We start from the raw sequence: 13,985 nt of genomic DNA on the forward strand, positions 1-13,985 counted from the left end.
TTATCTCAATATCAAATATAGTTCTTTTATTTTCCATCATAGGTGAATACAGTCCGTAGCATTTCCAAATATAACCAACAACATCCTGTTGCCATTACCATTGGCACTTTTGATGGCGTTCATATTGGTCACCGGAAAATACTGGAAAGGGTCATAAATCATGCCAAAGATGCCGAACTGAAATCTGCGGTGCTTACCTTTTTCCCCCATCCGAGGATGGTACTACAAAAAGATGCGGATATTAAATTGCTAAATACCATTAATGAAAAAACGACCATCCTCAAAAAAATGGGTCTGGATATTTTGGTTATTCATCCGTTTACCAAGGAATTTTCTAGACTATCCGCAACTGAGTTTGTTCGAGACCTTTTGGTAAATAAACTCAGGTCAAAGAAAATTATCATTGGTTACGACCATAGGTTCGGGAGAAATAGAAATGCCAATATCACAGATCTCATCTCTTTTGGAAACACGCTGGAATTTGAGGTAGAGGAAATACCCGCCCAAGAAATCGATAATGTATCCGTAAGTTCCACAAAAATCAGAAAAGCACTTGATAGTGGTGATATCGTAACGGCAAATATGTATTTAGGGTATGAATACATGCTCACCGGAACTGTCCAAAAAGGTAAAGGATTAGGTAGACAGCTCAGCTTCCCTACGGCCAATTTAGCTATTAAAGAAGACTATAAACTTATTCCAAAAACAGGTGCCTATACCGTAAGCAGTGTTATTGACGGTAACACTGTTCATGGCATGATGAATATTGGCTATAATCCTACGGTAAACGGCAAGACACAAACCATAGAAGTTCATTTCTTTGATTTTGAAAAAGACCTGTACGAACAGGAAATACAAGTGAATATGCTACACCGACTTAGGGAAGAATATAAATTTGAGTCTTTGGACGCACTCAAGGAACAACTTGCGATAGACCGTAAAAACGCTCTCGAATTCATATCCAAATAAGTATGTTGAACAGGTTGTTATTTCAGAGAATAGACAACAGTCCGCTACTAATTTTTAGAATCTTTTTTGGTATACTTATCTCATTAGAGTGTTTTGGAGCCCTCATTACAGGCTGGGTCAAAAAAAATCTGGTAGAACCGCAGTTTACTTTTCCGTTTATTGATTTTGAATGGCTTCAAAACCTTCCAGGACCAGGCATGTATCTCTACTTTGCCGTTATGGGAACACTGGGCATTACCATCGCCCTTGGCTATAAATATCGTTTTAGCATTATAGTCTTTACACTACTGTGGACAGCGGTGTATCTTATGCAAAAAACGGCCTACAATAATCATTATTACCTATTGATATTGATTGCATTGTTTATGTGTTTTTTTCCAGCGCATAAAAACTATGCCATAGATGCAAGGAACAGTGCGGCACCGAACCAAAATTCCATGTATGGTTATGTCAAATGGATTATCGTATTACAGCTTCTCATCGTTTACGTGTATGCCTCGGTGGCAAAATTATATGGAGATTGGCTAGATTTTGGTATGATTAAGATTCTAATGCGTCCTAAAGCCCATTACTTTTTAATCGGTGAGATCCTGCAACAACCTTGGGTGCATAAAATAATTGGTTCGGCGGGCATCCTGTTCGACCTTCTGATTATTCCTGCCTTGCTTTGGAAACCCAGCAGAAAAATTGCTTTTTTTCTATCCATCTTTTTTCACCTGTTCAATTCCATCGTTTTTCAAATTGGTATATTCCCCTATCTGTCCTTAGCTTTTAGTGTTTTCTTCTTCGAGACAGAAACAATTCGAAAAATTTTCTTTAAAAACAAGATTCCTTTTTTCTCTAAAAAAATAAGTCAGCCCTCTTACAAACAGGTATTTCTGGTAGGATTTGGGATTTACTTTACGATACAGTTGCTCTTGCCTTTACGGCATCATGCAATTGAAGACGATGTGCTTTGGACGGAAGAAGGGCACCGCATGAGCTGGCGTATGATGCTTCGCAGTAGAAACGGTAGAGGTCAGTTCAAAATTGTTAATCATACCATAGGTAAACAGATATTTGTCCGTCCAAACGACTATTTAAACCGTGGTCAAAAACGGAAGGTATTATCCTATCCTGATTTTGCCTGGCAATTTGCCAATTATATGAAAAAGGAATTTTCAAAGAAGGGCGAAAGAGTTTCTGTATACCTAATTGAATCTACGATCAGCATCAATGGGAGACCCTACGTTCCTTTTATAGACCCTAAGGTAGATTTAGCAAACACTCCATGGAATCCCTATCGGCATCATGAGTGGATATTGCCTTCGCAACTATCCAATAGACCATAACGTGCCTATTTAATCGATATACATCACAAAGGTAGCTGTATTAAATCGTAAGATTAGCTTAAATTTGCACTCTTAAAGATTTCACCCATGTTACAGCTACAGGCTATCCGCGAGCAAAAAAATGAAATGGTAGACGCACTTAAAAAGCGAAATATCGATGGAAATTCCTTGCTTAAAAACGTTATTCAGTTAGACGATAAAAGAAGAGCCACTCAAACACGTTTAGATGCGGTACTAGCGGAATCCAACAGTCTTTCTAAGGAAATTGGAATCCTTTACAAAACCGGAAAGGCTCAAGAAGCAACCGTTCTAAAAGAAAAAACAGGCGGTCTAAAGGAAGAATCCAAAAAACTGAGCGAGGATTTAAGTATTGCGGCAGAGGAGCTTAAAACGCTACTCTATCAAATTCCTAATATACCACACGCTTCCGTACCCGATGGAAATACCGATGAGGACAATGAGGAAATCTTCAAAGAAGGTGTTGTTCCTGAACTTATAGAAAATGCACTACCGCATTGGGAATTGGCTAAAAAATATGACATTATTGATTTTGAATTAGGTGTTAAAATAGCTGGGGCAGGCTTTCCTGTTTATAAAGGAAAAGGAGCGCGACTACAACGTGCCTTGATTGCCTATTTCCTTGATAAAAATGCCGAGGCAGGCTACACGGAGATACAGGTACCCCATTTGGTCAATGAACTATCAGGCTACGGAACGGGACAATTACCCGACAAAGAGGGCCAAATGTACCACGTTACGGCAGACGACCTTTATCTAATCCCGACCGCAGAAGTTCCCGTGACCAATATTTTCAGGGATGTAATAGTGGACGAAAAAGAATTCCCGATTTGCTATACGGGATACACCCCATGCTTTAGGAGAGAAGCGGGTAGTTATGGTGCCCATGTTAGAGGGTTGAACAGACTTCATCAATTTGATAAGGTTGAAATTGTACGTGTAGAACACCCGGAAAACTCCTATAAGGCTTTGGACGGCATGGTAGAACACGTTAAGCATATTTTACGCGAACTTAAGTTACCGTATAGAATTTTACGTTTGTGCGGCGGAGATTTAGGTTTTACAGCGGCCTTGACCTACGATTTTGAAGTATTTTCTACCGCTCAGGACCGTTGGCTGGAAATAAGCTCCGTTTCCAATTTTGAAACCTATCAGGCCAATCGATTAAAACTTCGCTTTAAAGACGAGAACGGGAAAAGTCAATTGGCACATACCCTAAATGGTAGCTCCTTGGCGTTGCCACGGGTCTTAGCGGGAATTTTAGAAAATTATCAAACGGCGAATGGCATTCAAATACCAGAAGTACTGGTTCCCTATTGTGGTTTTGATAAGATAGACTAGTTTACAAATCATTGAATTTTATCTTGTAGGATTCCCATTGGTACTACATTTGAACCCGCCTAAAAGCATAGATGTTTTCACCGTCCGTTCGTACGTTGATGATACCGGGTAGAATTTTTTTAAATCGCTGTCTTGCTTCGGCATTTGCAGCAGAACTGGAAAAATCCAAACCATCCATTGTAGTTTTTTTATAATAGTGATAATTTATGGATCGATTAAACTTATTTCCGTTATTTCAAAGAAGTCCGCACATATATTCTCCGTAGCAAAACTTTCATACACATATCCGCTGTACAACACTTGAATTCCTTCTTCCTGAAATTCTTCGGACAGATTGCATGGTGCAAACAATCCTAATGGTCTAGTTTCCACTTTGCAATCAGGCTCGATGGTAAAAGAATTACTACAAAAATTTTCTGTTGGTCCCCTTATGGTTCCTTCCTCATTTGTAACAGTTGCAACAATCTTCCGATTGTCCTCTTGGAAACAACCGATCTGCGGATCGTCAAGGCGACCGTATTCAACAACCTGATAACTAAAATGGTCGGAAAAGGAAAAGTATACCAGTCCAAACTAATATGCAGTTAACTACTGACCTCTATTAAGTTTAACTTGAATGCACAAAAAGATTTATAAAATATACTGCTTAATTAAAATGGGTTTCGATTTAATTTGTATAATCTTTTCTTAAATTAGACCAACAACATACTGTAAAACCTGAACAACTTATCTTGGAAGACAACACCAAGCCGTCATCGTGATATTTCTAATAATCTCCCTTTTAAAATCACACTCAACTTGATTAGATAAAAAAGAGTTCTTTAAATCGGCCGTTTTACGGTAAATTAAACCTGAATCAAAAAACATTCATTCCCAGTTCCATTTCTCGTTCTTTTTATTAGTACCATAAATAGACCTTTTATGGTACTAATAAAAATACTGTTTTTGAAATTCTATTTACTATAATTTTTTCTTTAACTCCAGTTCTGATTCGATATATCTTATAGGACTTGCGAGCTAAATTGTTGTTTTATGCAGCTATTAGGTTCTCATCCTTTGTTACCGGGTTTGTCCAATCTATATTTCCAGATTAAAAAGCCCAATGCCCTATCCTTTAGACCACCATCCACCAGAATTTTTTTGTTGTTCGGGGTAACGATAAATGAAGCATCCCCTTGACCAATATCCAAAAAGTAGTATTCAATACTGCGTTGCGGCGACATTGGTGTATTGGCGGCTATACTTCCTTGCCGATCCCTATAAAAGGCATCCCTCCTCCCCGTGACCGTTCCATCTTGCGTAGGGTCTACCGCTAATTCATCTCCATGGATAGCAACATAACTAACATCTGCTTGACCGTTATTAAAATAGAACCGTTTCGTTTTTGAGCTTAAAAATCGTTTTTCCATTCTATAATTTTTTTTAGTTACATTATAGCGTATTCTAAAGTTACGTCTTTATAAAAATTGACGTACGCTTTGTTTGTAAATGGCCCTATCTTTTGTACATCTGGCAAGATATATTCAAAAGCTACGGCACCTTTTACTGGAATTAGCGAACACTTAACAGATTGTTTTCTCAAGCTTGCTTAAATTTGATAAATTTCCGATATGCGGTTGTTTCTACTACTATTCCTGTTATTTTCAATTTCTCTTGGAGCTCAAGAAGACTTTCTTGCAAAACAGTATTTTGCGGATGGTGATTTTGAAAAGGCACTCGTTTTTTACGAAAAACTGACGGAGAAAAATCCTAGACGAACCGACTATCAACAGGGTTTAATTTCCTGTTACCAACAATTGGAACGGTACGCCGACGCAGAAAAATTTCTTTTGAAACAGTTGAAGCAGTGGAATCCACACCCAAGTCTATTTATAGAATTAGGCTATAATTATACCCTACAGGAGATGCCCGATAAGGCAAATGAGTATTACACGCAAGCCTTACAGATTATTGAGCAAAATCCTAATTATGGTTATGCCCTAGGATATCAGTTTCAGAAATACAGCTTGTTGGACAAGGCTGTTTTAGCCTATACTAAGGCAATGGAGTTGAACCCGGCCCTTGATTATAGCTTTCAATTGGCGCGATTATACGGCGAGCAAGGAAACATTGACAAAATGTACCGCTCCTATTTGGATTTAATAGGTAACGGAAAAACCTCAAAGTCCAACATTCTTAGGAATATAGATGATTTTATTACCGCAGACCCCGAAAACTATAATAATACCCTTCTCAAGCAAATTTTACTTGAAAAGGCACAGAAGACACCAAAAATTGTTTGGAACGAACTTTTGAGTTGGTTATTCGTACGACAAGAACAATATAGCAGTGCGTTTAGACAAGAAAAAGCAATTTACAAACGTATGGATGGCAGCACAACGGTACGACTGGAAAATTTAGCCCAAACCGTACTTGATGAGGAGGAGACCGAGGTTGCCAGGGAAATATTTAATTACGTTGTTAAGGAAACGGGAGATGAAGTTACGCGTTTGGAGGCCAACCTTAATTTGTTGGATATTGAGCTATTAGAGTCCACAAAAAGCGATTACCCTTCCATTCAAAAAAAGTATGAGGAACTTATAGACACCTACGGATATAGGACCCAAACCCTGCAATTGCAGGTGGCGTATGCCAAATTTCTGACCTTTAAAAAGGATAGTCCCGAGCTAGCGATTAAACTACTAAAAAATAGTTTAGAGTTACCCCTTAACGATAGAGGAACGGCTTACCTAAAATTAACCTTAGGGGACATTTTGGTCTATGACAGAAAATTTAACGAGGCCCTTATCTATTTTTCTCAAATTCAAAAAAAATTAAAGAACGATGTCCTAGGTCAAAACGCTAGGTACAAAGTTGCCGAAACCAGTTTTTACAAAGGAGATTTCGACTGGGCACTAACCCAATTAAAAGTACTGCGCGGTTCTACGTCTCAGCTCATTGCCAATGATGCTATGCAGTTAAGTCTTTTGATTTCTGACAATTCATTGGAAGATTCCACCCAAACTGCGTTAAAGAAATATGCCAGAGCAGATTTTTTAGCGTATCAGAATAAGACGGAAGAGGCCATTGAAGGCTTAGAGGATATACTACAAAATCATAAAGGGGAAAAAATAGAGGACGAGGCACTACTAAAACAGGCACAACTTTTTGAAGCACAGAAAAAGTATGAATCCGCCGAGTTCAATTATCAAAAAATAATAGAATTTTACGGCAATGGCATTTTGGCCGATGATGCCCATTTTGCGTTGGGAGAGCTATATCGAAAAACATTTGATAAACCCGAAAAGGCAAGAGGACACTATGAGAAGATAATTTATAACTACCAAGACAGCTATTACTTTCCACAGGCGCGGAAGAATTTCAGAATATTAAGGGGAGATGCCATTAACTAAAGACCCGTCCTAAATGCTTCTCAAGGGAAGGACTTTTAACTCTAAAATAAATTATCTTGGCAGATTTAAACAAAAATATTAATCCTCTCCCCTTTGGAGAGATAAGAGAGGGGCCAATGTACATCTATAACGTTACTACGAATATTGAAGAATCCGCTCACGATCATTGGGTCAAATGGATGAAGGACAAACACATTCCGGATATGTTGGATACCGGTAAATTCATTAGCGCAAAGATGAGTAAGGTACTCGTTGAGGAAGATATGGGAGGGGTAACTTATTCCGTACAATATTCCGTTTCCGACAAGGAAACACTTTACCGATATTATCAAGAAGATGCGCCAAAACTAAGAGAAGAAGCCAATACCCTTTTTGCAGGTAAGTTCGTTTCATTTAGAACAGAATTGCAAATTACACACGAGCAAACCTTGCAACGCCCAAGCGCAACCCAATATCTTTTTACGTACGGAACCCTACAAGAAACAGAGGTGCAACTGGGGGTATTTTCTAGGGTGCTCCAAGGTGAAGAAGCAATTTTGAGGGGATATATACTTTCGAATGAAAAAGTTGCGGACCGCTACCCTACCATAGCAGTGTCTAATGATAGCTCCAAAACCCTAACGGGAAAAATATATATACTATCTCCCGAAGAACTCATTAAGGCAGACGCGTACGAGGGAGATGCCTATAGAAGAATTCAAGTAGTTTTAGCCTCCGGTGAAAAAGCATGGGCGTATATTGCAAAATAGTGTAGTAAATTGTCGCAGGACAAATTGACAAGGTATTGAAAAGACGAGAATCGCGCTTAATTTCGAGGCAAGCGTTAGAGCATTTAAATCTCGATTATCGAGTAAAATGAGGGTATGGGAAAAAAAAGGAAGAAGAATAAGAACGATTTTTACGGGAATAAAGGCAAATCAAAACAGGAGAGTCCCGTTAAGGCAAAAAAATATTTAGGGCAGCATTTTTTAAAGGACGAAGGTATTGCCCAGCAGATTGCGGAGACCCTATCCTTTAAAGATTATAAAAATGTTATTGAGATTGGTCCAGGAACAGGCGTATTAACGAAGTATCTTTTGCTACAGGATATAGATTTGGTAGCTATGGATCTGGATTCCGATTCTATTATTTATCTAAACCATAGTTTTCCTTTAGAACATCCTAAGGTTTTACAGGGCACAAACTCTTTTAAGGTAATTGAGGCCGATTTTCTTAAATACGACCTAAAAACGTTATTTGGAACCGAGCAATTTGCCATCACCGGAAACTTCCCGTACAACATTTCAACACAAATTGTTTTTAAAATGCTTGAAATGCGCGAACAAGTACCCGAATTTACAGGTATGTTCCAAAAAGAAGTCGCGAAGCGTATTTGCGCCCAAGAAGGCAGTAAAACCTATGGAATCCTTTCGGTATTGACCCAAGCTTTCTATAGGGCGGAATATCTTTTTACGGTACATCCACAAGTCTTTGACCCACCACCAAAAGTACAATCCGGTGTGCTTAGACTAACCAGAAAAACCGATTTTGAAATAGATTGTGACGAGAAACTATTTTACCAAGTAGTTAAAACGGCTTTCGGTCAAAGGCGAAAGACACTTCGCAACAGTCTAAAATCGTTCTCCCTTTCAGATATTCTCAAAGAAGATGCTATATTTGACCAGCGTCCAGAACAACTGGCAGTAGCTGATTTTATAGCTTTGACAAAGAAAATAGCAGATGACACCGTTTAAACTTACAGAAGAACTTGTAAGCGAAATAGAGCAGCTTATAGAAACCCAAAAGGATTCTCAATTGAATTCCATTTTGGAGGAAGTACACTATGCGGATGTAGCGGAAATCATCAATGAGCTTAATGAGGATGATGCCACGTATCTCATAAAGCTTTTGGACAGTGATAAAACCTCGGACGTACTTACCGAGCTGGACGAAGATGTAAGGGAAGCTATTCTTAGTAACCTTTCCTCCAAAGAGATTGCCGAAGAACTAGAGGAATTGGATACGGATGATGCCGCGGATATCATTGCGGAACTTCCTCAGGAGATTGTACAAGAGGTCATTTCAGAAATTGAGGATAGGGAACATGCCAAGGATATTGTTGACCTATTGCGTTATGACGAAAACTCGGCGGGTGGTCTAATGGCCAAGGAACTGGTGAAGGTTAGCGAGAACTGGACAGTGACCAAATGCGTAAAAGAAATGCGGGCGCAAGCCGAGAATGTTACCCGTGTGCACTCCATTTATGTAGTGGACAAGGAAGAGAAATTAATGGGAAGACTTTCCTTGAAAGATTTATTGACCGTTTCTACCGCTACACACATTAGGGAAATATACATTCCTAAGGTAGATGCTGTAAACGTGAACGAAAAACCGGAAGAAGTAGCTAAAATCATGTCCAAATATGACTTGGAAGCCATTCCGGTAATTGATGAAATAGGCAGGCTTGTAGGACGCATTACCATTGATGATATTGTAGACGTTATTCGTGAAGAGGCAGATAAGGATTATCAAATGGCGGCCGGTATCTCCCAAGATGTGGAAGCGGATGACAGTATATGGGAGTTGACCCGAGCAAGGTTGCCCTGGCTTATCCTAGGCCTTTTTGGAGGTGCTGCCGCTGCGGTCATCATGGGTGGTTTTGAGGAAATGTTTAAAAAGTACACCATTTTATTTTTATTTACCCCTTTAATTGCCGCCATGGCAGGAAATGTAGGGGTGCAATCCAGTGCCATAATTGTACAGGGTTTGGCCAATGATGATATCAAAGGTAGCGTTGGAAATCGGTTATTGAAAGAAATGCTTCTGGCACTTTTGAACGGAGTTATTTTAGCAGCGTTGTTATTGCTGTTCACTTGGATATGGAAGGGAGACTTCTTGACAGCTCTGGCCATATCTACCTCCTTGATAGCCGTAATCGTCGTTGCCGGGTTTATTGGAACCTTTACACCCTTGTTCTTACATAAAAGGGGAATTGACCCCGCCATTGCTACAGGACCTTTTATCACCACGAGTAATGACATTTTCGGCATACTTATCTATTTTATGATTGCCAAGCTTATCTTAGGAATTTAAAATAGGTGTCAGTCGTAAAATATTCTTAGATCGGCACCATCTAAAATCAATGTTATGAAATCCATCAACCTTAGAGAAAAACATGCTTTATTTAGCAAGCAATGGCACCCCCATCAGATAGCCACCGTGGATAATATGCAAGTGATTTTGGCCAAAATACAGGGTGAATTCGTTTGGCATGCACATGAAAATGAAGACGAACTCTTTCAAGTGCTGAAAGGCACCTTGTACATGAAGTTCAGGGATAGAACAGAAGTGGTAAAAGAAGGCGAAATTATAGTAGTCCCTAAAGGAGTAGAACATTGCCCATCAACTAAAAATGATGAAGAAGTGCATTTATTATTGTTCGAGAAACAAGATACCGCGCACACAGGCAATGTAACCCATGAAATGACCCAAACTGATTATCCTAAAATTTAGATAAAAGGTTTACAGGAGATAATGAAAGACTCCAAAACCAATTTCAAACACTGAATACTGAATACTGAATACTGAATACTGAATACTGAATACTGAATACTGAATACTGAAACATATGAAAGTCCTCCACTTAGATACCAATCACCCATTGCTTTTAGAACAATTTTCACAATTAGGCTTCGAGAATGATGAGGATTATAGCTCTTCAAAATCTGAAATTGAGAAGAAAATTCAGCACTACGACGGGATAATTATACGCAGTAGATTTACCATTGATGCAGATTTTTTAGATAAAGCCACCAATCTAAAATTTATTGGAAGGCTTGGTGCGGGTCTGGAGAATATAGATGTAAGGTATGCAAAGGCAAAGGGAATCTTTTTGGCCGCAGCTCCAGAAGGAAACAGCAATGCCGTGGGGGAACATACTCTAGGAATGCTACTTTCCCTTTTTAACAAACTTAAAAAAGCGGATACGGAAGTACGAGGCGGAAAATGGGACCGGGAAGGAAATCGCGGATTAGAATTAGAGGGTAAAGTAGTTGGCATTATAGGTTACGGCCATATGGGCAAATCTTTTGCGAAAAAACTGAAAGGCTTTGATGTTGATGAAGTCATCTGTTATGACATCAAAGGAGGCGTTGAAGACGATAATGCAAGACAGGTAGGCATTATGGAACTGCAACAAAGAGCGGACATTATAAGTCTTCATGTTCCCCAAACAGAACTCACGCTTGGGATGGTCAATTCCGAATTCATATCAAAGTTTCAGAAACCTTTTTGGCTGTTCAATACCGCCAGGGGTAAATGTGTCAACACAGAAGATTTAGTCCATGCCTTGGAGTCCCAAAAAATCTTGGGCGCAGGGCTAGATGTATTGGAATACGAAAAAACATCCTTTGAAAACATGTTCACTGAACAAGCTCTCCCAAAGGCCTTTCAATACCTTATTAAGGCGGATAATGTACTGCTCTCTCCCCATGTTGCAGGTTGGACCGTAGAGAGCAAAGAAAAACTAGCCCAGACCATAGTTGCTAAAATCAAGGCTGAATTTTGTTAACTTTATTCCGAATCAATAGGAAAACAAAATGACCATCGATGCCCAAACAGTAGATGAATATATTTCCAAGCTTCCTGAGGAACGAAAAAAAGTAATCACGCTATTACGTAAAACCATCGAGGAAAACCTTCCTAACGGTTTTAAAGAATGTATCAACTATAAAATGATCGGGTATGTTGTACCACATACGATTTACCCAAACGGTTATCATTGCGACCCTAAGCTACCGCTACCTTTTATAAATATTGCTTCTCAAAAGAATTATGTAGCCTTATACCACTCGGGAATCTATGCCGATAAAAAACTTTTAAACTGGTTCGTGGCGGAGTATCCCAAACACTGTAATCGAAAATTGGATATGGGCAAAAGCTGTGTTAGATTTAAGCACATGGACGATATTCCATATGAACTTATCGCCGAACTCAGCACCAAAATGACCGTGACGGACTGGATTGGGATTTACGAGGAGCGGATAAAGAAATAGCTTTAAATCATAGTTCTACCGCATACAATGCAAACTTCTAAATATTGAAAAAATGAAAAATAGAGTAACCGGACTGGGCGGATTCTTTTTTAAGACCAAAGAACCAAATAAAATAAAAGATTGGTATGCCACACATTTGGGTCTGAATACGGACCAATACGGATGTACCTTTTGGTGGAAGGATAAGGAGGGTAATGACTGCTCCACACAATGGAGCCCTATGAATGAGGATACTGAATATTTTAGACCAAGCACCGCTACTTTTATGATGAATTTTAGGGTAGAGAATTTAGTGGAACTACTTCAAGTCTTAAAAAAAGAAGGTGTAACTGTCGTTGGGGAAATAGAAGAATATAGCTATGGTAAATTTGGGTGGATATTAGACCCTGACGGGAATAAATTAGAACTTTGGGAACCTATTGACAAAGCTTTTCTATAATAGCTATTAATTTATTACATTTAGAGATACTTTAACCACCAAAAACAATTAAAATGTCAGAAGAAAACAAAGACCTTGGGGACAAAGCGGAAGATGCTTTTGATGCGGCCAAGGATAAAGCAAAAGATTTAGGAGATAAAGCAGAGGATGCCTTTGATAGTGCCAAGGAAAAGGCTGGGGAGTTTGCGGACAAAGCAGAAGAAGCTGCAAAGGATTTCAAAGAAGATGTAAAGGAAACCTTTAATCCTAATAACCCTGATAGTGGAAAAACAGTGGCTATCATAGCACACATCACCTTCATTGGATGGATAGTAGCTATTATTATGAATAACAGCAATAAAACCGAGTTAGGAAGCTATTACATTAGACAGACCTTAGGGATTTGGATATTGACTTTTTTATTGGGTATAATTCCAATAATAGGTTGCTTTGCATGGATAATTGGGCTTATTCTTGTTATCATGAGCGTAATTAATGCCGCTAATGAGAAGATGGTCCCTACTCCAGTTTTAGGAGAGTACTTCCAAGATTGGTTTAAGAGTCTTTAAAAATTTTTAAAAGTCAGATTTTCTAAAGTCTGACTTTTTTTATTTCTTTTATTATCGTAATATTGCAATATATAAATATGTTATGGGTTTAACCAAGACACAAATATTCAATACCAAACAGAACGAACTTGCTACCATATTCAAGGTGCTTTCCAATCCTGCCAGGATTGCCATACTGCAATATATAAGTACGCAAGAAGCCTGTATCTGCAACGATATTGTGGATGAAATAGGTTTGGCACAACCCACCATCTCTCAACACCTAAAGGAGTTAAAAAGCATTGACCTCATCACAGGAGAAATTGAGGGTAAACGGGTCTGCTATTGCATCAACCTAAAAAAATGGAAGAAAATACAAGACCTTCTCAATACCTTTTTTGATAAAACTAAATTTAATTGTTGTTAATAACATAAACTATGAAAACGAACGAATTCTTATCCCTCTTAAAAGAAAATCCCAACAAAAACCTTTTGTTTGAATACAAACCGGGACAACTTGTACCGGCCAATTATCATATTACAGAGGTTAAAAATATAACTATTGATTCCGTAGACTGCGGTGCGGGGACTGACTTCTGGAAAGAAACCATTATTCAGCTGTGGGAAAGTCCAGAAGAAATTGGTAAAAGAGATTATATGTCCGCCTTTAAAGCCTTATCCATTTTAAACAAGGTAGATAAGATAAAACCCATGGAGAAAGAAGTAGAAGTAAAATTTGAATACAGCAACCCAAATTTTCATACCGCTCAACTTTTTGTTAATGCGCACCAAGTAGCGGGGAACAATTTGGTTTTTCATCTTGGCGTAGAACAAACAGACTGCAAAGCTAAGGACATTTGTGGTGTTCCTGTTGAAATGACTTCCAGTTCCGCAAATTCCTGTAGTCCGGAAAGTGGGTGTTGTTAACTAATCTA

The 13,985-nt window shown here is 38.7% G+C and carries 17 protein-coding genes and 1 pseudogene; 15 read left to right on the forward strand and 3 right to left on the reverse strand.

Annotated elements, in window-relative coordinates; genetic code table 11:
• Nucleotides 1-42 precede the first annotated feature (42 nt).
• From BFP77_RS05010 to serS, 3 genes are all read left to right on the forward strand, one after another.
• Nucleotides 43-969 carry a bifunctional riboflavin kinase/FAD synthetase gene (locus BFP77_RS05010; protein ID WP_099572956.1) on the forward strand — a complete coding sequence of 309 codons (927 nt, stop codon included), beginning with the start codon at nt 43-45 and terminating at the stop codon, nt 967-969.
• Between the two features lie 2 nt (nt 970-971).
• Complete coding sequence (locus tag BFP77_RS05015; RefSeq protein ID WP_099572957.1) at nt 972-2,300, forward strand: HTTM domain-containing protein; 1,329 nt, start codon at nt 972-974, stop codon at nt 2,298-2,300.
• Nucleotides 2,301-2,387: 87 nt separating this feature from the next.
• Nucleotides 2,388-3,659, forward strand: coding sequence for a serine--tRNA ligase (serS, locus tag BFP77_RS05020; RefSeq protein WP_099572958.1), 1,272 nt, complete (start codon nt 2,388-2,390; stop codon nt 3,657-3,659).
• Between the two features lie 43 nt (nt 3,660-3,702).
• Here serS and BFP77_RS17265 read toward each other — a convergent pair whose 3' ends face one another.
• The 3 genes from BFP77_RS17265 to BFP77_RS05025 form a co-directional block, all read right to left on the reverse strand.
• Nucleotides 3,703-3,837 carry a hypothetical protein gene (locus BFP77_RS17265; protein ID WP_257212872.1) on the reverse strand — a complete coding sequence of 45 codons (135 nt, stop codon included), beginning with the start codon at nt 3,835-3,837 and terminating at the stop codon, nt 3,703-3,705.
• A 26-nt stretch (nt 3,838-3,863) separates the two neighbouring features.
• Complete coding sequence (locus tag BFP77_RS16925; RefSeq protein ID WP_180272313.1) at nt 3,864-4,031, reverse strand: hypothetical protein; 168 nt, start codon at nt 4,029-4,031, stop codon at nt 3,864-3,866.
• Between the two features lie 677 nt (nt 4,032-4,708).
• The gene (locus BFP77_RS05025; protein WP_099572959.1) at nt 4,709-5,068 is read right to left on the reverse strand and encodes a hypothetical protein; all 360 of its coding nucleotides are present in this window, start codon (nt 5,066-5,068) and stop codon (nt 4,709-4,711) included.
• Nucleotides 5,069-5,269: 201 nt separating this feature from the next.
• Here BFP77_RS05025 and BFP77_RS05030 point away from each other — a divergent pair, with 201 nt between their 5' ends.
• The 12 genes and pseudogenes from BFP77_RS05030 (at nt 5,270) to BFP77_RS05080 (ending at nt 13,977) form a co-directional block, all read left to right on the forward strand.
• Nucleotides 5,270-7,051 carry a tetratricopeptide repeat protein gene (locus BFP77_RS05030; protein WP_099572960.1) on the forward strand — a complete coding sequence of 594 codons (1,782 nt, stop codon included), beginning with the start codon at nt 5,270-5,272 and terminating at the stop codon, nt 7,049-7,051.
• A 116-nt stretch (nt 7,052-7,167) separates the two neighbouring features.
• Nucleotides 7,168-7,473 (forward strand): annotated as a pseudogene (locus tag BFP77_RS17270) (DUF4286 family protein); the annotation flags it as partial.
• Nucleotides 7,474-7,479: 6 nt separating this feature from the next.
• Nucleotides 7,480-7,800 carry a gamma-glutamylcyclotransferase family protein gene (locus BFP77_RS17275; protein WP_257212878.1) on the forward strand — a complete coding sequence of 107 codons (321 nt, stop codon included), beginning with the start codon at nt 7,480-7,482 and terminating at the stop codon, nt 7,798-7,800.
• Nucleotides 7,801-7,914: 114 nt separating this feature from the next.
• Nucleotides 7,915-8,784, forward strand: coding sequence for a 16S rRNA (adenine(1518)-N(6)/adenine(1519)-N(6))-dimethyltransferase RsmA (gene rsmA / locus BFP77_RS05040; RefSeq protein WP_099572961.1), 870 nt, complete (start codon nt 7,915-7,917; stop codon nt 8,782-8,784).
• Complete coding sequence (gene mgtE / locus BFP77_RS05045) at nt 8,771-10,123, forward strand: magnesium transporter (protein WP_099572962.1); 1,353 nt, start codon at nt 8,771-8,773, stop codon at nt 10,121-10,123. The genes rsmA and mgtE overlap by 14 nt, the downstream gene beginning before the upstream one ends.
• A gap of 54 nt (nt 10,124-10,177) precedes the next feature.
• Nucleotides 10,178-10,543 (forward strand): cupin domain-containing protein, encoded by a 366-nt coding sequence (locus BFP77_RS05050; RefSeq protein ID WP_099572963.1) that lies wholly within the window; start codon nt 10,178-10,180, stop codon nt 10,541-10,543.
• A gap of 115 nt (nt 10,544-10,658) precedes the next feature.
• Entirely contained in the window at nt 10,659-11,600 is a 942-nt protein-coding gene (locus BFP77_RS05055; protein ID WP_099572964.1) for a 2-hydroxyacid dehydrogenase, read from the forward strand.
• Nucleotides 11,601-11,628: 28 nt separating this feature from the next.
• On the forward strand, nt 11,629-12,084 hold the full coding sequence (locus BFP77_RS05060; RefSeq protein WP_099572965.1) for a DUF1801 domain-containing protein: 456 nt from the start codon (nt 11,629-11,631) through the stop codon (nt 12,082-12,084).
• Between the two features lie 52 nt (nt 12,085-12,136).
• Nucleotides 12,137-12,523 (forward strand): VOC family protein, encoded by a 387-nt coding sequence (locus BFP77_RS05065; protein ID WP_099572966.1) that lies wholly within the window; start codon nt 12,137-12,139, stop codon nt 12,521-12,523.
• Nucleotides 12,524-12,576: 53 nt separating this feature from the next.
• Complete coding sequence (locus tag BFP77_RS05070; protein ID WP_099572967.1) at nt 12,577-13,071, forward strand: antitoxin; 495 nt, start codon at nt 12,577-12,579, stop codon at nt 13,069-13,071.
• Between the two features lie 82 nt (nt 13,072-13,153).
• On the forward strand, nt 13,154-13,477 hold the full coding sequence (locus BFP77_RS05075) for an ArsR/SmtB family transcription factor (RefSeq protein ID WP_099572968.1): 324 nt from the start codon (nt 13,154-13,156) through the stop codon (nt 13,475-13,477).
• Between the two features lie 11 nt (nt 13,478-13,488).
• Nucleotides 13,489-13,977, forward strand: coding sequence for a DUF6428 family protein (locus BFP77_RS05080; protein WP_099572969.1), 489 nt, complete (start codon nt 13,489-13,491; stop codon nt 13,975-13,977).
• Nucleotides 13,978-13,985 lie beyond the last annotated feature (8 nt).

This window comes from Maribacter sp. 4U21, from assembly GCF_002742365.1.
Lineage (GTDB): Bacteria > Bacteroidota > Bacteroidia > Flavobacteriales > Flavobacteriaceae > Maribacter.